A 19,464-nucleotide genomic window follows, 5' to 3' on the forward strand; every position below is an offset into this window, starting at 1 on the left:
ATATATTTGTGCTTTAAAACGATTGCAATGTCTCCAATTTCCGAAGTTACTTCTGCACAGAAGCCGCGATTATCCATTGCTCAGATTATTAATATGAGCATGGGATTTTTAGGTATACAAATGGCCTTTGGTTTACAAAATAGTAATGCCAGCCGGATATTAGCCAACTTTGGCGCTGATGTGCACCAGCTATCCTGGTTCTGGCTGGTAGCGCCTATAACCGGTTTAATTGTGCAGCCCATTATAGGTCATATGGGCGATAATACCTGGGGCGCGATGGGGAGACGTAAACCTTATTTTTTAATAGGAGCCATTCTTTGTGCATTAGGACTGGTGTTTTTGCCCAACTCCGCCAGTGTGACTCATTTTTTTACGGCCAACGTATTGTTGCTGGCTGTAGCATTTCTTACATTAATGGACGCTTCGGTGAATATTTCCATGGAACCGTTCAGGGCCCTGGTGGGAGATATGTTACCCAAAGAGCAGGGCACGGTGGGCTTTAGTGTACAAACGATATTGATTGGTATTGGAGCTGTTATTGGTTCCTCTTTACCGGCTATACTAACCTCGATGGGTGTGTCCAATATTGCTGCAGCTGGTTTTGTGCCTTTAAATGTGATCTATTCCTTTTACGTAGGGGCCGCCATACTGTTGGCTGCTATTTTATATACGATAGCTACCACCAAAGAATATACCCCGGCGGAGCTTGCTGCTTTTTCGGGCGAAGATCATCATGCAGAAGCCAAAGCCAGTTTCTCTGATATGTTTAAGGATTTTGCGAACATACCTGCTAATATGAAAAAGTTAGGTATAGTGCAGTTCTTTTCCTGGTTTGCTTTATTTTCTATGTGGGTATTCACCACCAGTGCCATTGCCACCCATCATTTCGGACTGCAGCCGGATGATACCCATTCAGCAGCTTTTAATAAAGCCGGCGACTTTGTGGGGTCCTTATTTGGCTGGTATAATTTCTTTGCGATTCCTTTTGCGTTTGTACTGATACCGCTGGCGGCTAAGATCGGTAAAAAACAAACCCATGCACTGGCCCTGGCCAGCGGTGGCTTAGGTTTGATCTCGCTTTTCTTTATAAAAGATACCAGTCTTTTATGGATCAGTATGCTGGGCATTGGTTTTGCCTGGGCCAGTATATTAGCGATGCCTTACGCAATGTTAATCGAAAGCATTCCTCAACGCAAGATGGGTATTTATATGGGCATTTTTAATTTCTTTATTGTAATACCCCAGATCATTAACGGATTGATCGGTGGTCCCATTGTAAGCAAACTTTTTCATAGCCATGCCATATATTACCTGGTAGCAGCCGGTGTGTTGATGCTGATAGGGGCGGTATATGTATTGTTTATAAAATTATCAGATAAATAAGTTGTCAATTAAACTAAAAAGTATAATGAACAGGTTGGTTTTAATGCTGATATTATTGTGCTGGACTGGCTGGGTACAGGCGCAGTCGGTAGCCGTTTATCCCACTCATTGGTGGACCGGTATGCAGTGGAATCAGCTGCAACTTATGGTAAGGGGTGATAAAGTTGCTGCTACCGTACCGATGGTTAAAATGAAACCTGAAGGCATGCAACTGGCGCCGGGCGTGCATTTGAAGCAAATAAAGCGAGTGGCTAACAGCAACTATATTTTCTTTGACCTGGAAATTGCCGGCAATGCGCAACCGGGCTGGATCACTTTACCTTTTGTGGGCAAAAAAGGCCTGAAGTATGAGCTGAAGCCACGTCGTACAGGCAATGGCACTGCTTATGCAAAAGGGGTGACTTCCGAAGACCTGATGTACCTGATCATGCCCGACCGCTTTAGTAATGGTGATGAAAGCAACGACAGGGTAAAAGGAATGCGGGATCAAAGCCTGAGACGGGATACGGTGTTCAACCGGCATGGTGGTGATTTGAAAGGAGTGCAAAATCACCTGGATTACCTGCAGGACCTGGGTGTAACCGCCATCTGGCTAAACCCGGTTATAGAGAACGACATGCCCGATCGAACCGAGCACGGTTATGCTTTTACCGACCATTATAAAATAGAAAGAAGGATAGGAGGCGAGCAGGCTTACCTCGAATTGGTGGTTGCAGCGCATGCAAAGGGGATGAAGATTATACAGGATGCGGTATATAACCATATAGGCACCAGTCATTTTTTATTTAAAGACCAGCCGGATAGCAGCTGGTTTCACCGCTGGCCCAGGTTTACGCAAACCAGTTATAAAGACCAGGTAGTGTTTGATCCTTATGCCTCGGCTGCTGATAAAAAATTAATGTCTGATGGGTGGTTTGTGCCGTCTATGCCCGATTGGGACCAGAGTAATGAAATGGTACAGCAGTTCTTAATACAACATGCCATTTGGACGGTGGAAGAGTTTGGTATTGATGGCTGGCGTATTGACACTTATGCCTATAACGACCTACCTTTTATGAACAAGTGTAACCAGGCGTTATATAATGATTTTCCAAAGCTGACCATATTCGGAGAAACATGGGTGCATGGCGTACCCAATCAAAGTTATTTTTGTGAGAATAATTACGAAGTGCCTTTTAAAAGCAATTTACAGGCTACCACCGATTTTCAAACCTTGTTTTATGGTATACAACCCGCATTAACACAGCCTTTTGGCTGGACGGACGGTGTAAATAAACTATACACTACATTAGCCCAGGATTTCTTATATAAAGATCCGATGCGCCAGGTAGTATTTTTAGATAACCACGATATCGCAAGGTTTTACAGCGTAGTGAACGAGGATACTGCCAAGTATAAGACTGCTTTTGCCTGGTTACTCACCAGCAGGGGCATACCGCAAATGTACTACGGTAATGAAATATTAATGGCAGGCACTACCTCGCCGAATGACGGCTATGTAAGGCTGGACTTTCCCGGAGGCTGGAAGGGAGATCAACACAATAAGTTTACAGCGGCCGGCCGAACAGCCAAAGAAAACCAGGTATTTGATTATATCAGGAAGCTGGCCCATTTCAGGAAAAGTTCATCGGCTATTAAAACCGGTAAACTAATGCAGTTTGTTCCTTATGATGGTGTATATGTTTATTTCAGGTATGATGCGCAACAAAGCGTGATGTGCATTATGAATACCAATGATAAAGCTTTTACCCTTGGTTTGGGCCGGTTTGCAGAAAGACTGAATGGCTTTGCAATCGGCAGGGATGTGGTTACCGATGTAAAGATTCCGCTACAGGATTCTATGGCGCTTCGGCCTATGTCTAACCTGGTATTGGAGCTGAGGCCGTAAAAGTCAATGTAAAAGATTTACTATTTGTCGACCTTTTTGTGAATCAGGGAGTTGTTGTAAAACATGAAGGAGTTAAGGATAGTTAAGGTTATTCCTGATGTATATCCCTCCTTAATACCTTCATGTTTAAAAGTAATAAGACGATAAAGTTCTAAACAAAAAAGGCTTCTCTACACGGGCAGCCTTTTTTGTAACAATTTATTGTTGCTTACTTTGGAAACTGGCTCATGTCCATATAAGTGATCTCCCAGTTATGTCCATCCAGGTCTTCAAAACAACGCTGCTGCATAAAACCATAATCTTTTTGTTCGGCATATTCATTGCCTCCGGCTTCAATGGCTTTGTTGACCAGCTCGTTCAAGGCTTCAGGACTGGTAACAGAAAGGGCGTTTAAAACCGCGACTGTTTTTTTGGTATCGGCGATTTCTTTGGAAGTAAAATCGCTAAAACGTTCGTGTGTTAACAGCATTACGAAGATGGTGTCGCTTACCACCATGCAGGCAGCTTTATCATCGGTAAACTGGGGGTTGTTGTTAAATCCTATAGCCGTATAAAAACTCATTGATTGTTGAAGATCTTTTACAGGCAGGTTGATAAAAATTTGCTGGCTCATACTTGTTGTTTTAATAAATGATTTTGTTACCACAAATGTACTAAGGGGCAACCTTTAGATTAAGGTGTGAACAAGTCAATGATGGGGTGTTTTGCGGCGGGTGGTGTAAGCTTAATGTTCAACTTGCCGGTGCATAAAAAAGCGCAACGTTATCCCGTCGCGCTTAATCTATCTTTCAGTAAAAATTACTTAATCAAATCCCACGGGCACTGTCTGCACCATTTTCTTGGCTACCGGTTTTTCGCGGTAGATAGCAGGGGACCATTTGGCCATTTTTTCCATTTGCTCTATCAGTACTGCATTAAAGTAAGTATCCACGCCTTTTAACACTTTAAAGTTAACAGGCGTTCCATCTTTATCAACAATAAACTCTACCTGTGCGTAAGCCCGGCTAACGCTATCAGGAAAAGCCTTCACCATATCCTTTCCCACCTGTTTTAAAAATGCAGCATAAGCATCGCCACCACCGGGATATTCAGGCCATTTGGCAACTGCATCTGCTACAAACTCTACGTTACGTACCAGGGGCTTGTGATGGCTGACCGGCCGAAGCTTAGGTTGAAATTTTGGTACTTTAGGTAATGCATTGCTAACCACATATTGCCCATTGTCTTTAATCATTACAATAGGGATCTGTTTATACTGCTCAAAATAATCATAGGCGTCTTCCATAACGTCTGAAAATTCTTTCAGTTGCTGGTTGTCTTTTGTTAACTTACCCAGGTATTCGTAGCTTTTCTTTACATCGTACTTAATAGGGAAGATGTGCACCGGTATAAAGTCCAGTCCAACTGATTTGCTGCTGGCCGTTAAAACATATAATTCGTCAATCTGGTCGTCTTTAATGGGGATACAACCCACCGTAGCGCAACCTCCATGTATATAAATATCTCCTCCCGGTTTTACCGGATCGCTTAATACACGATCTGAAGCATTGGGATAGTTAAGCCCCAACGATAAGTAATAAGCGCTATTGGGGTTAAACTCGTTGATATGATAAAATCCTTCGGGTACCTGGTAGTCACCCTCAAATCTCTTCGGCCCTAACGTGCCTACCAGCGCACAAACCTTATAGATTTTTAGTAATTTATAGGGCTCGGTAACTGTATTTTTTACCCATACTTCCAGTTGACTGTCGTATTTAAACGAGCGGATATACATGTATCGGGCAGGCCATTTAAGGTTTTTAGCCTCAAATAAGGCCTTTAAATTAGCCTCTTTGCGGGCAAAGGACTCGCGGGGCCGTTGAAACCCCATTTGATAACTGACAAAGGAAGAAGTGGCTGTATTACTGAAAGAAGGCGCTGAAGTTTGTGCCTGCACTTGTAAGCTACCGAGAAAAACAAGGATAATCCAAAAAATATTTTTCATCATCTGAGATAAATTGCCCGTTTTAAAAGATAAAACAGGAGTGCTCAAAGTCAATAACAAAGCAATAATACGGGAGTCGTCCGGAAGCTGAATTGCTGAAAATCAACGATTCAGTTATTTATCGGGCCCAATATTTGCTATTTTGATGCATCCTGATTCACTGTCTGCAAATTTAACAGTTAACCGGCAAAGTTTGCCTAAGTAAATGTTATAAATGGCAGCCCGCCAAACCTGCTGCATACCTATCTTTGCGGCATGCAAAAAATAGGAATTTTGGGCGGCGGGCAATTAGGTAGAATGCTTTTACAAGCCGCAGCTAACTACCCTGTAACCACTTATGTGCTGGAGAATGATACTCATAGCCCGGCGGCTCATCTCTGCCATCACTTTACCAAAGGCGATATTAAAAACTTTGATGACGTATACAATTTTGGTAAAGACCTGGATGCCATTACCATAGAAATAGAGAATGTGAATATTGAAGCCCTGGAAAAGCTGGAGCAGGAGGGAAAGACCATTTTCCCCAAACCGGCGGTTCTGAAAATTATTTGCAATAAGGCTACACAGAAAAGTTACTATACCGAACACCAGATTCCTACTTCCCCCTATGTATTGACACATAATATTGATGACCTGGCGCAGCATACTGAATTTTTACCTGCAGTACATAAACTGGCTGAAGGTGGTTATGACGGCAAGGGTGTGCAGGTGATCAACAATGAAAGCGAGATCACCAAAGGATTTGATGCACTAAGCGTTTTAGAAAAGAAAGTGGATATAGCAAAAGAAATAGCCATGATGATTGCGGTAGGTGTGGACGGTAAAATGGCATTATATCCCGCAGTAGAAATGGTATTTGATACCAGCCTGAATTTGCTGGCTTTCCAGCTTTGTCCTGCTGAAATTTCAAAAGAAGTGTATTATAAAGCCGAAGCTATTGCCCTGGCATCGGTAAAGAACCTTAAGTCGCCGGGAATTTTTGCTGTAGAAATGTTTGTAACTCCTGAGGGGGATGTTTTAGTAAATGAAATGGCGCCAAGGGTGCATAATAGCGGGCATCATACTATTGAAGCACATTACAGTTCACAATTTGATATGTTATGGAGGGTAATGCTGCAATATCCGCTGGGCGCTACCGATCCTATTCAGTCTTCTCTTATGCAAAATATTATTGGTGCCGAAGGGCATAGCGGTACAGCGCATTATGAAGGATTGGAAGAAATGCTGAAAATTGAGAATGCATTTTTTCATATTTATGGCAAAGCGGAAACCAAGCCCGGCCGTAAAATGGGTCACGTAACCATTATGAGCAACGAGAAAGCCGATCTGCTGCATAAAGCCAATAGGATCAAGCATAATTTATCGGTGGTTAGCAAGAAGGAGTGAGTGGTGAATAGTGAATAGGGAGTAGGAAGTAGTTAATAGGTCATTAGTAAACAAGTGCTATGAAGTGGTTGAATGAGGAGGTTCTAGAAACGGATAATGTAAAATTGATTCCTTTACAACGGGAGCACAGGGATGCCCTTGTTGCTGCTGCGAGTGACGGGAACCTCTGGGAGTTGTGGTTTACAAGTGTTCCCTCTGAAGCAACTATTGATGCCTATTTAAACAAAGCTTTAGCTGATTTTAAGAACGATACGGCTTTGCCTTTTGTTGTTGTAGATAAAAGGATCAATAAAATTATTGGTACAACAAGGTTTGCAAACGGGGTTGGTGAGCATAAAAGAGTTGAAATCGGGTATACCTGGTATGCAAAATCTTATCAAAAAACCTATGTGAACTCCGAATGCAAACTCCTTTTGCTTCAGTACGCCTTCGAAGCGCTGAAAGCCATTGCCGTTGAGTTTCGCACCAACTGGTATAATTTTGCTTCGAGGAATGCTATTGCCCGTCTGGGCGCAAAACAGGACGGTGTTTTAAGAAACCACCAACTGATGCCCGATGGCTCCTACCGGGACACTGTTGTTTTCTCTATTATTGAAAGTGAATGGAAAGCCTGCAAAACCGCATTGCTGTACAAAATAGCTCAAATACATAAACGGGGATAACTCCTGACCGGTACGATTTAATAGGATAGAATATTTTCTAATATTTTAATTGCTGAAATTGCCGGGTATGTTCTACTAAAAAATACTATTCTAAGCAGGAATTTTTATTTTTTGGCGTCTTATGTTGATTACGTACTTAATTTTAAGGCATAACGATATTTGATGATCCCGAAATATGTTCACCAAACTATAATCAGTGCAACGATTGCCTGTCTTTTTGCCGCATGTGGTTCTAAAAAGCAAGAGGCAAAATCAAAGCCCTCCCAACAACGTACCGCTCCTAAGCTGGAGGCTTACATTGTTTCTACCCAATCTTTTGCGGATGTAATAGAAGTACCCGGCTCCATTGTGGCCAACGAGGTAACCGAAATACGGCCCGAAGTATCCGGTCGTATTGTACAAATAAATATCGCTGAAGGCAAGTCTGTAGGAAAGGGCGCATTACTGGCTAAAATATATGATGGCGACTTGCAGGCGCAGTTAAAAAAGCTGCAGTCCCAGTTGGCTATTGCGCAAAGCAATGAAAACAGGGCGTCCCGTTTGCTGGAAATACAAGGCATCAGCCGTAATGATTATGATATTACCCTCCTTAATCTCAATAATATCCGTGCTGATATCGACGTGATCAAAACACAGATCTATCGCACGGAGATTCGCGCACCTTTCAATGGTAAGCTGGGACTTAGAAACGTAAGCCCGGGCGCTTATGTATCGCCTGCAGATGTTATTGCAACCATCAACCAGGTAAGTGATCTGAAGCTCGACTTTTCCATTCCTGAGAAATATATCGGTAGTATTGAGAATGGTCAGTTAGTGAATTTCACTGTACAGGGTAGTGACAAAGAGTATACTGCCAGGGTTTATGCCACCGAATCGAATGTTGGTATTACCAACCGTAGTCTCCTGGTGAGAGCCCGCGTAAATGGAGCTACCGGCGCCCTCGTACCTGGTGCATTTGCAAAAGTAAAACTCGGTTTTGCTGCTAATACGAATGCCATATTTGTTCCGTCTCAGTCGGTAGTACCTACCATAAAAGGCAAGCAGGTTATTTTATATCGCGACGGTAAAGCGCTGTTCAGTGATGTGGAGATTGGCACCCGCGATTCTGCAAGGGTAGAAGTAACCCGGGGTTTGAAAGTAGGTGATACCATTTTAACAACGGGCATTATGACCACCAAGCCGGATGCTAAGGTTGAGATAGGTAAGATTGTGAAGTGATGAGGGGGGAGTAGTGAATAGTAAATAGGGAGTAGGGAGTAGGAAGTAGGGAATATCAAGTATCAAGTATCCGGTATCTAATATCTAACATCTAAAGTTCAACGTCTACGAGTGAATATTTCTGAATTAAGTTTAAGAAGGCCGGTACTGGCGATAGTGATGAATGTGGTCATTATCGTATTTGGTGTTATTGCCTTTAAATTCCTTGGGGTAAGGGATTACCCGGCAATTGATCCTCCTAATATTGGTGTGCGTACTACTTATGCGGGAGCTAATGCAGACATTATTGAATCACAGATTACAGAGCCCCTGGAAGATGCTATTAACGGTATTCCGGGGATCCGCAATATCACATCGAGCAGTAGTAACGGGAGCAGCAGTATTAACGTAGAGTTTGATGTGGGTGTGGACCTGGAGGCGGCTGCGAATGATGTAAGAGATAAAGTGGCGGCAGCGCAAAGACAATTACCACCAGACCTGGAAGCCCCATCGTCGGTAAGCAAGGCAGATGCCAGTGCGGAACCGATTCTATCGATGACGGTACAAAGCGATACTAAAAACCCGCTGGAGCTTACCGAATATGCCAATAACATTTTAATAGACCGGTTGCAAACGATACCTGGTGTAAGTAGTATTGATACCTGGGGTGAGAAGAGGTTTGCCATGCGGCTTTGGCTGGACCCCAATAAAATGGCGGCTTTTGATATTACCCCGGAAGAAATTCAATCGGCCTTACAAAGGGAAAATATTGAACTACCTTCGGGTAAGTTAACCGGTGATAATACCGAACTGACCATTCGCACTTTCGGCCGGCTGGATACAGAAGAGGAGTTTGCCAATATCGTGATAAAAAATGTAAACGGAAGCGACATACGTGTTAAAGACGTAGCTAATGTGGTACTAGGACCGGAAAATGAAGAAAGCGCTTTGAAGGAAAGTGCAGTACCAATGGTGGCGCTGGCCATTGTTCCCCAGCCGGGTGCTAATTATGTATCCATTTCAGACGAGTTTTACAAGCGGCTGGAAGATGTTAAAAAGGAAGTACCTGCTGATATTAAGCTCAATATTGCTTTAGACCAGACGGAGTATATCAAGAAGTCGATTCTTGAGGTAGAGGAAACACTTATCATAGCGATAGGGTTGGTTGTATTGATTGTCTACCTGTTTTTTAGGGACTGGTTATTGTCTATTCGACCGCTGATCGATATCCCTGTTTCATTGATCGGCGCTTTCTTTATCATGTACATTATGGGATACACCATTAATGTATTAACGCTTTTGGCGATTGTATTGGCAACAGGGCTGGTGGTAGATGATGGTATTGTGGTGACAGAGAATATCTTTAAGAAACTGGAGCAGGGCATGAGCAAGCGCAAGGCGGCGCTGGAAGGATCTAAAGAAATTTACTTTGCCGTTATTGCTACCTCTATTACACTTGCAGTGGTGTTTTTGCCCATCGTGTTCCTGGAAGGTTTTGTAGGCCGTCTGTTCAGGGAATTTGGTATTGTAGTAGCTGGCGCCGTATTGATATCGGCATTTGTATCGCTCACGTTAACGCCGGTACTCAATGTGTTTATTTCCAAAAAAGATGTACATAAGCATTCCTGGTTCTACCTGAAAACAGAACCCTTTTTTACGGGCATGGAAAGCCTGTATGAGCGTACCCTGAAATCATTTATGAAGTTGCGCTGGATTGCCTGGGTGGTGATCGCAGCCTGTTTCGTGGTTATTTATTTCCTGTTTACCAATATACAGTCGGAGCTGGCGCCGATGGAAGATAAAAGCCAGTTCAGGTTAAGTTTAACCGCACCGGAGGGAACTTCTTTCCTGGCCATGGATCAATACGTGAACAAGGTTTCACAATTCCTCATCGATTCGGTACCCGAACATGAGATTGTACTTTCGATAACCGGTTCGAGAATGAGTGGGGCCGCCAATAATGGTATGATCAGGGTAAGGTTGGTGAAGCCCGACGAGCGGGATCGATCTCAAAAAGAAATAGTGGAATATGTAAACAGGCATGTTTCAAAATACACGGAGGCCAGGGCATTTGCCAACCAGGATCAAACCATACAGGTAAACCGTCGTGGAGGCCAGGCGGTACAATTTGTATTGCAGAACAACGACTTTGATAAGCTTTCGGATATATTGCCTCAATTTTTAGATGAGGCTAATAAAAGTGAGATCTTAACCCAGGTAGATGCGGATCTTAAATTTAATAAGCCCGAGCTGAGAATACATGTAGACCGCCTGAAAGCCGCGCAACTGGGTGTGTCTATTGCAGATGTGTCGCAGGCCCTGCAGACTGCTTACAGTAACCAACGGCTGGGATATTTTACCCGCAGTGGTAAACAATACCAGGTAATGGCGCAGGTAGACAGGATTGACAGAGATGATCCCAATGACCTTAAAAAGATCTTTGTGCGCAATAATGCCGGCCAACTGATCAGCCTGGATAATATTACCAATTCGGTTGAATCAACCACTCCGCCTACTATTTACCGCTTCAATCGCTATAAGTCGGCAACGGTATCGGCCAACCTGGCTGAAGGATATACTGTAGGTGACGGAGTTAAGGAAATGGAGCGTATCTCTAAAAAATTACTGGACGAAACCTTTACTACTTCGTTAACCGGCTCGGCCCGCGACTTTGCTGAGAGCAGTGGTAATACTATGTTTGCCCTGTTGCTGGCTATTGGATTAATATACCTGATCCTGGCAGCACAGTTCGAAAGCTTTATCGATCCATTTATAATCATTCTTACAGTACCTATGGCTTTTGCAGGGGCTTTTATTTCCCTTTGGATATTTGGCCAGACCTTTAATATATTTTCACAAATAGGTATGATCATGTTGATAGGCCTGGTAACCAAAAACGGTATTCTAATTGTTGAGTTTGCCAACCAGAGCCGTGAAAAAAAGGGGATGGGCAAAACCGAGGCTGTGGTGTATGCCGCAGGTCAGCGTTTGCGCCCGATTTTGATGACGAGCCTGGCTATGGCTTTAGGCGCATTGCCGATTGCCATGTCGTTGGGTGCTGCGGCTACCAGCCGTATCCCGTTAGGTATTGTAATTGTCGGCGGCATTATATTTTCGCTGGTGCTAACACTGTACGTACTGCCGGCTATTTACAGTTATATGGCGTCGGGTAAGGAAGTGAAAACTTTTGAAGAGGTGTTGGCAGATGAAGAGCAGGAACTTGCTAAAACAAATGAAGCGCGTGAGCATGATACAAAACATTAAAATAAAGCGATTGTACCGGCATCGGTACTGGGCACTGCTGTTGGTATGGATGGCCCTTACTTTGGATGCCGGAGCGCAGCGGGTATTGACCCTGGAGGAAGCTATCGCTACTGCGTTGCAGAATAATTATGATATACAGATCTCCAGGAATGATTCGCTGGTAGCAGCAATTGATTATAGTTATCGCAATGCTGTTTTTTTACCAACGGTTAATGCAGATGCGGCCCGTACCTTTAATAATAATAACCAGCGCCAGACTTTAGCAGATGGTACCGAACGAAAATCAAACGGGGTCCGCTCCAACAACCTGCAGGCCAGTATAGGACTGGATTGGGTATTATTTGATGGATTCCGCATGTTTGCCACCCGGGATAAAGCCGTAGCCTTGCTGGAAGCGGGTTCATATACCGCGAAAGCACAGGTTATAAATACAGTGGCGCAGGTGGTGAACACCTATTATAATATCTCGCGTCAGCAGCAATTGATTAAGGCTACAGATGTACAGATCAGGTTAAATAATGACCGGTCACGCCTGGCGCAATATAAGCTGGAAATAGGTAGTGGCGCCAAACCCGATGTATTGCAGAGTAAGGTAGATCTGAACGAGCAAAAGTCGCTTAAAATGCAACAGGAAACATTGATCGGCCAGTTAAAGCAGCAACTGATACAGGTCATGAACAGTAATATTAAAGAACACGAGTTTTCAATACCTGATACCATTCCTTTAAATGAAACCATTGCTCTTGGTGACATACAGGAGGGTATTGAAAAAACAAATCCCGATCTGTTACTGGCCCGTTCGAATATTGATGTGGCAAAATATACATTAAAGGAAACAAAGGCCGGGTTATGGCCAACCATTGCATTTGGTACCGCTTATAATTACAGTCGAACGGTTAATAAAAGAGTATTGAACAACTTCTCTACTTTGTTTAATCAGCTCAATGGATATAATTATGGTTTTACTGCTACGGTTCCGATCTTTAACCAGTTCAGGGTGCGCAGGCAGATCAGGCAGGACCAGTTGAGTGTTAACCTGCAGGAACTAAGCCTGGAAAACCAGCGCTCGCTGATCAACCTTTCGGTTATTAATGCTTTTAAGGATTATCAACAGCAACAAAAGTTTTTAAAGCTGGAGGAAGAAAGCATTGCCCTGGCAGAAGAGAACGTAACTATTGTATTTGAAACCTATAAGCTGGGTGCAGCTACCCTTGTGCAATTAAGAGAAGCACAGCTAAGCCTGGCACAGGCTTATGACCGCCTGATAGCAGCACGTTATAACCTGAAACTGGCAGAAACCGAACTGTTGCGGTTAAAGGGCGATATTATAAAATAATAGAGTTATACATCCCTGCGGCTGCTGTCACGTCTTTAACCAACAGCCCGGCGATAGGTGAATTAATCCGGATGATAGAATGGGTGATGTTGTTGAGATACTCCACCAATGGCACAATCGACGTGATAATAAACCGGCATTAATTTTTTCGAAATGTATCTGGACGGTTGGTGGAGGTACTAACATCAGTATAACCCTGCTCAGTGTTTCCACTGACGGGGAAGAGGGAACTATATGTAATAATATTTTTGATACCTGTTTATTATGAGCGGATATTTAAATCCAGCCAAAACTGCCCCAAAAACATGAATTTGGCTGGATTTATTGCCGGCAAAAATATGTTCAATCTCCGGCAAAAAAGGGGTGGTTAGAAACGGCCAATGCAGTTCAGCTTTTATCTTTACTTTTTTTGGAAGTCTATAAGGTTTTTTTGTACAGACAGTTGAACTGTGAAATAAGAAAACCCATATATCATGGGTTTGCCGGCTCCTATCAGTGAGCCCGGAGAAGAAGCGATACTTACTTTGATTTATTAATAAGTTTTCCCTCTGGAGTTACTTCGAAATTCAGTTCGTAATAGTTGGTGGTAATCATTCTACCATTTTGCTTTGACGATTCTCCTTTTTTAGTGGTCTGGATATCAAATTCGTGGCTGATACCACCTTTCCCTACTTTTAATGTGTAATTACCTAGTCCTGCATACTCGTAGGCATTTCCATCAATTTGCTGGATGGCCTCGTTAACATGCTGGCCTATCTTTGAAAAATCGAATTGCGATAGGGGCTTGGCGTATCGAACCATATCCTTGTACCATGCAAAGGCTTCCTTGCTCTTGGAACCTATAGAATCTTCTGTATTCAGGCTTATCGTTATCGCCTTGAGACCATCAGCTTTTACTACTTCAACGGCTTTTGCTTCCTGCGTAAAAGACTGGCTGTTATTAAAGTCAAAATCGATCTCGAGGAGTTGTTCCTCCGGCTGTATCTTCTTGGCAATAATGCCCGGTACTTTGTTTACCTGGTCTTGCTGGCTCATATCTACACCTCCTCCAAAATTTTCTTTAACGGCATTACAGGCCGACAAGCCAAGAATAAAAAAGCCAACCAGGGCTGCAATAGTATTGTTGAGTTTCATGTATTAATTTTTATTGTTTTGTGGCCACATGTAATTTGTATAAAAATTTTCATTGCTTCAGGTACGAACCTGCCAGCCGGCAGGCTGGTTGGCTCGAAAATTTTTATAGTCATTTCATAACGCTTTAGAATTGTTTTTTCAAATATAAAAGCGCGATGAATCATTTTACAGCCCAATTAATATTCGCGGGCTTTTGAGAAATATTCGTACGGAACGGGCCTGTTTTTACTGTGCTGAAAAACTAAAAATCAAACGCATGACCCGGTATGGTTTTGAAGGCAACCTTAGCCCGAACGCCTTTGCATAGAGGCAAACTCATTATAGTCTCATAAGGTTAATGAATATTTGCGTGCCGTAGGTACGCAGCCATCGCCTGTTCAATTTTATTGGTATGCATCTTTACCAGGCTTTACATCTTCCCGTGGCTTTTAAATAAGCAGCCGTTGCGCGGCATGCACGTTAGTTTGAATTGCACCCTTAGAATGCATTGTTGCTATAAAAATCGAGAACCTTTTTTCTGAGTATATAATCGTAACGGACGTTGACGAGATTGCGGTTAGCCCGGTCCAGGTTATTTTTGGCGGTTAAATAATCTAAGCCCTGCGCGTGTCTTCACGCGCACTTTCTGTATTTATAATTTCCCGTGAATTAAAATCTATTGTTACTATAAAAGTCAAGGATCTTAAGTCTTAAAATGTAATCGTAACGTGCATTTACCAGGTTTCGGTTGGCTCTGTCTACATTATTTTTTGCAGTTAAGTAATCAATGGAATTACCTACACCTTCTGTAAATCTTGCTTCAGCAGCATCAAAAGACTCTTTGTAAGCAGCTACCTGTTGCAAAAGGGTTTGGTATTTTTCAACAGCAGTTTGCATATTCAGCGCTGCCACATCGATTTCCTGTTGTAATTGTCTTTTGGTATCTGCCGCTATGGTTGCCTTACGTTTCACTTCCAGCTGTGCCTGCTTGATTTTGGTGCGCTGTTGAAAGGCGTTAAAAATAGGGATGCTCAAAGTAAGACTAAGCGATGAGTTCAGGTTATTGTTCAGCTGTGTGCCATAAGGAATAGGGCTACTCAGGTAATTATCCTTTTTTACGAATACCGGGTATTGTTGTCCGTTAATAGCAACATAATCTTCTGTTTGATTGAAACTCGGATTTTGTACCAGGTTTTGCCTGGCTACGCTGGAGTATTGTGTATAGGCATTTCCACCGAGGCTCAAGGTAGGCCATAGCGCACCCCTGGCCACTTGTACTGATTTGATTGAGCTGAGTATACGTAAATCAACGGCTTTAACCAGTGCCAGCTGCTGTAATGCAGACTGGTAGATACTGTTTGAACTCCTGTTGTCTGCTACAGAAAAATCGCTGTTTATTTCTTCAAATATGATCGTTGAGTCATAGGTGATATTCATTAACCTGAACAAGCTTAATCGGGCATTACCTAGGTTGTTTTTATTGTCGGTAATCGTAAGCCGGTCGTTGGCAAACTGGCCTTTGAGGTCAGATAGCTCTGATGGTTTGATGGCACCCTCTTTATTTAATATATCCAGGCGTTCTACCTGTTGTGCCGATAACCTGGCCTGGTCTGCTACAAGGTGAGCTTGCTCGTTAAGACTTAATACCTGCAGGTACGCAAGAATAATATTGATAGCCAGGTTATCTTTTTCCTGCTGCAGCTCCATTTGGGCAGCTTTCCGGCCGAGATCTGCCCTTTTTATATTATTCATCCTGGACAGTCCGCTGAACAATACAAGGCCGCTACTTAAACTAAAATTAGACGAATTGAACGATTGTGTTACGGGCGAATTCGTGAAAGGGTCGATGCTGCGTCCCTGGTTGAATCCATGTCCGGCGTTTCCGTTTAAGTCGGGTAGCAGGCTGAGTTTGGCTTGTTTATAATCCAGTTGTTCCGATTGTTCCGAAATGCGTCTTTGCTCTACATCAAAATTATTTTGTATGCCGGTATCAATACACTGCTGAAGTGTCATTGTTTTTTGGGCATGGCTTAGGATGCCTGTGCTTATAAAAAGACATAATAAAAATATCCTGGCTTGGTCCTTCATTGTAATTGTACTGTTTTAATATCCTGCCTTATTAACGGTTTAGTTTTCAATAGTGCCATCCAGCAAGCTAATGATGCGGTTGCCGTAAGTTGCATTTTTCTCTGAATGGGTTACTTGTATAATAGTGGTGCCTTCTTTGTTGAGTTGGGTAAATAGTTCCATGATCTCTTCACCCTGTTTGGAATTGAGATTACCGGTAGGCTCATCAGCCAGTAATAACTTTGGCCGGGCAATCAATGCACGTGCAATACCTACCAATTGTTGCTGGCCGCCCGACAACTGTGCAGGGAACAGGTCTTTCTTGGCTACAATATTAAAACGGTCCAATATATCAGCAACCATTGCCTTGCGTTCGCTTCCTTTTACATTCTGGTACAATAAAGGCGTTTCAATATTTTCGTAAACGGTTAATTCGTCGATGAGGTGATACGCCTGGAACACAAAACCGATATGCTGCTTGTACAAATTGGTTCTTTGCTTTTCTTTTAGCTGGTGTACCGACTCGCCCAAAAAATGATAAGCTCCTTCATCGAACCCATCCAGCATGCCGATGACATTCAGTAAGGTTGACTTTCCGGATCCTGACGGTCCCATAATAGAAACAAATTCACCTTCGTTAATGGAGAGGTTGATGTCTTTTAGCAAAAAAATGCGCTGATTACCATTGTTAACCCACTTGTATATTTTTTTAAGTTCTAACATTGAGATTTATGTTTTTAAATACCAGCTGGTGCTGATCGATTTTATTTAATGTATGTTTAATTCTTTATTGCAGATATTTACCTTACTCAGTTCTCAGGCTCTTCACAGGATTAGCTATGGCAGCTTTGATAGATTGAAAAGAGACTGTCAGAATAGTGATTGATAAAGCCAACAGTGTACTCAATACAAAAACGCTAAACCCAATGCTGACGCGATAATCATAATTCAATAGCCAGTTATGCAAAAAGTAAAAGGAAATAGGCGTAGCAATTAAACAGCTGATCAGCACTAATAGCAGAAAGTCTTTAGATAATAAAACCCATACCTGCCGTACTGATGCACCCAGTACTTTTCTAATACCTATTTCTTTTCTGCGCTGCTCTGCAACGTAAGCCGCTAATCCAAACAAACCAAGGCAGGATATAAAAATTGAGAACGCAGCAAATAAGGCTGCCAGCTTTCCTATTAATTGTTCCAGGTTAAACTTCGTTGCATATTGCTGGTCGGAAAAAGCATACTCATACGGGTAAGCCGGGGCATATTTATTAAAAATTTCAGTTAGCTGCACAATAGAATGATGCGTTTCTTTGTTAGCAGATAACTTGTATAACAGATTCCCCTGCGGCTCTGGTACGCAAAAAAACATTGTTGGATCTGCAGTCTTAAAAGGTGATACCATTAAGGCATCTTTTACCACTCCGGCAATGGTATAATTTTTCTCCTGCCACGTTATCTTTTGCCCTACAGGATTTTTCAATCGTAGCCGTTTAATTGCCGCTTCATTAAATATTACGCTTGTCGTATCAGCAGCATTTGAAAAATCCCTTCCTTCCTGCATATTCATTCCAACTGTTTTAAAATAATCTTCCGACACGAGTATAGTGCCCATCTCAACCGTTTCGGCTGCGTTTTTACCAGGCCAGTTATCAATATCAGAGTGCCACCAAATATCAGTTGCAGGACTTGTTGCAGTTGTAACCGATGAAGCAATTCCTTTTGATATTAATTCATTCTTTAAAACAGCGAAATTTTTTTGCAAATTATCGTTCATATTAGTTGACATCAACCTGCTTAAACTATAACCGCTGGGTCTGTTCTTTGCATATTGAATTTGTCTATAGATGATAATGGTACTAATGATTAGCGCGACGGAACAACTGAACTGTATAATAACCAGCAGTTTTCTTGAAAAAGAAGAATGACCTGTTGGGAAAGAACCTTTTAATACTTTGACCGGATTAAATGAGGAGAGATGAAAGGCGGGTCTGCCACCTGCAAATAAGGTAATCATAAATAAACACCCTATAACTACCAGCCAGAAATAGAAATTATCGACCGGCATGCTAATATGACTCTGGGTTAATGTATTGAATGCAGGCAATAATAATAATGTAAAAAGAAATGCAAAAACAAAAGCGATCATTGTTAGCAGCAATGACTCTGTCAGGAATTGAATAACAAGCTGTTTTTTTTGAGAGCCAACGGCTTTTTTTACCCCTACCTCTTTTGCTCTTTTGTCTGAACGTGCTGTTGTTAGGTTGATGAAATTAATGCAGGCTATAATCAAGACCAGCAAACCGATAATCGAAAACATTTTTACATAGCTCAAAAAGCCTGCGGTGTCTTTACCGTTAATATAGTTAGAATACAAGTGCCATCGATCCATTGGTTGCAGTATTACATAAGAATTCATGGCATTGGTATTGCCTTTTTCAATGTGCTCTATATTCCTGATTTTGGGTGCAACCTGCTCATAAGAAACCCCCGGTTTTAACTTCACTAATATCTGGAGATTATTATTACTGAAGCTACTTAAGCCGTCTATCTTTATTTGCGGGTTAGTGGCATATATGTAGGAGCTGGGAACTATATAATCAAATCTAAATGTTGCATTTGACGGTACATCTTTAATAATACCCGTTACTGTAAGATCGTGTGCGTTATCGAAACGGATCGTTTTATTTATGGCTGCATCTTCATTGCCAAAAAGCGATTTAGCCAGCGATTGAGTTAATACTATTGAATAGGCATCTTTAAATGCCGCATCGGCATTGCCTTTAATGAACGGATGTTGCAGGATTTTAAAAATATCTGTGCCTGCAATGGTACCATTTACATATAACTTTTTTGTGCCAACAAGTAATACATGATTTCGTACCCAGTCGCTTTCCGCTACATATTGTATTTCCGGAATTTGTGTACGTAAAGCATCAGCTAGTTTTAGCGATGTTGTAGCGAAAGTAAGCGTATCGCCATTACTATTAAAGTTTCTTTGCACACGATAAACAGATTGATACTCCGGCAGGAACCTGTCAAATGAATACTGATGGTGCACCCAAAAACTAATTAACAGTGTTACACACATGCCTATAGCAAGCCCCGTTACATTTAAGATGCTGTATCCAATTGAGTTAAGTATATTTCTCCAGGCTATTTTGATATAATTTCTGAGCATATTAAT

General features: G+C 42.2%; 13 protein-coding genes. 7 read left to right on the forward strand and 6 right to left on the reverse strand.

Annotation, left to right across the window (positions count from 1 at the left end; translation table 11 throughout):
• The first annotated feature begins 27 nt into the window (after window positions 1–27).
• Together ACLOAU_RS21725 and ACLOAU_RS21730 are read left to right on the forward strand one after the other, a co-directional pair.
• Complete coding sequence (locus ACLOAU_RS21725) at window positions 28–1,383, forward strand: MFS transporter (protein ID WP_427864009.1); 1,356 nt, start codon at window positions 28–30, stop codon at window positions 1,381–1,383.
• Between the two features lie 25 nt (window positions 1,384–1,408).
• Window positions 1,409–3,271, forward strand: a complete 1,863-nt coding sequence (locus ACLOAU_RS21730; protein WP_427864010.1) for an alpha-amylase family glycosyl hydrolase — start codon at window positions 1,409–1,411, stop codon at window positions 3,269–3,271.
• Between the two features lie 208 nt (window positions 3,272–3,479).
• Here the strand turns inward: ACLOAU_RS21730 and ACLOAU_RS21735 are convergent, their stop codons facing one another.
• Together ACLOAU_RS21735 and ACLOAU_RS21740 are read right to left on the reverse strand one after the other, a co-directional pair.
• A complete protein-coding gene (locus ACLOAU_RS21735; protein ID WP_427864011.1) occupies window positions 3,480–3,884 on the reverse strand; it encodes a VOC family protein in 405 nt (134 codons plus the stop codon).
• A 189-nt stretch (window positions 3,885–4,073) separates the two neighbouring features.
• Window positions 4,074–5,258 (reverse strand): L,D-transpeptidase family protein, encoded by a 1,185-nt coding sequence (locus tag ACLOAU_RS21740; protein WP_427864012.1) that lies wholly within the window; start codon window positions 5,256–5,258, stop codon window positions 4,074–4,076.
• A 252-nt stretch (window positions 5,259–5,510) separates the two neighbouring features.
• Here ACLOAU_RS21740 and ACLOAU_RS21745 point away from each other — a divergent pair, with 252 nt between their 5' ends.
• The 5 genes from ACLOAU_RS21745 to ACLOAU_RS21765 all read left to right on the forward strand — a co-directional run bounded on the left by ACLOAU_RS21745 (window position 5,511) and on the right by ACLOAU_RS21765 (window position 13,100).
• Entirely contained in the window at window positions 5,511–6,641 is a 1,131-nt protein-coding gene (locus tag ACLOAU_RS21745) for a 5-(carboxyamino)imidazole ribonucleotide synthase (RefSeq protein WP_427864013.1), read from the forward strand.
• Between the two features lie 59 nt (window positions 6,642–6,700).
• Complete coding sequence (locus ACLOAU_RS21750; RefSeq protein ID WP_427864014.1) at window positions 6,701–7,303, forward strand: GNAT family N-acetyltransferase; 603 nt, start codon at window positions 6,701–6,703, stop codon at window positions 7,301–7,303.
• Window positions 7,304–7,465: 162 nt separating this feature from the next.
• Window positions 7,466–8,521, forward strand: a complete 1,056-nt coding sequence (locus tag ACLOAU_RS21755; RefSeq protein WP_427864015.1) for an efflux RND transporter periplasmic adaptor subunit — start codon at window positions 7,466–7,468, stop codon at window positions 8,519–8,521.
• A gap of 111 nt (window positions 8,522–8,632) precedes the next feature.
• Window positions 8,633–11,764: an efflux RND transporter permease subunit gene (locus ACLOAU_RS21760; protein WP_427864016.1), complete on the forward strand. Its 3,132-nt coding sequence runs from the start codon at window positions 8,633–8,635 to the stop codon at window positions 11,762–11,764.
• On the forward strand, window positions 11,733–13,100 hold the full coding sequence (locus tag ACLOAU_RS21765) for a TolC family protein (RefSeq protein WP_427864017.1): 1,368 nt from the start codon (window positions 11,733–11,735) through the stop codon (window positions 13,098–13,100). The genes ACLOAU_RS21760 and ACLOAU_RS21765 overlap by 32 nt, the downstream gene beginning before the upstream one ends.
• A gap of 519 nt (window positions 13,101–13,619) precedes the next feature.
• Here ACLOAU_RS21765 and ACLOAU_RS21770 read toward each other — a convergent pair.
• From ACLOAU_RS21770 to ACLOAU_RS21785, 4 genes are all read right to left on the reverse strand, one after another.
• Window positions 13,620–14,234: a hypothetical protein gene (locus ACLOAU_RS21770; RefSeq protein WP_427864018.1), complete on the reverse strand. Its 615-nt coding sequence runs from the start codon at window positions 14,232–14,234 to the stop codon at window positions 13,620–13,622.
• A gap of 648 nt (window positions 14,235–14,882) precedes the next feature.
• Window positions 14,883–16,226, reverse strand: a complete 1,344-nt coding sequence (locus tag ACLOAU_RS21775; RefSeq protein ID WP_427864019.1) for a TolC family protein — start codon at window positions 16,224–16,226, stop codon at window positions 14,883–14,885.
• A 114-nt stretch (window positions 16,227–16,340) separates the two neighbouring features.
• A complete protein-coding gene (locus tag ACLOAU_RS21780; protein WP_427864020.1) occupies window positions 16,341–17,003 on the reverse strand; it encodes an ABC transporter ATP-binding protein in 663 nt (220 codons plus the stop codon).
• 82 nt (window positions 17,004–17,085) lie between these two features.
• The gene (locus ACLOAU_RS21785) at window positions 17,086–19,458 is read right to left on the reverse strand and encodes an ABC transporter permease (protein WP_427864021.1); all 2,373 of its coding nucleotides are present in this window, start codon (window positions 19,456–19,458) and stop codon (window positions 17,086–17,088) included.
• Window positions 19,459–19,464: the final 6 nt, after the last annotated feature.

The sequence above is a fragment of the Paraniabella aurantiaca genome, from assembly GCF_050309965.1.
Taxonomy (GTDB): domain Bacteria; phylum Bacteroidota; class Bacteroidia; order Chitinophagales; family Chitinophagaceae; genus Niabella.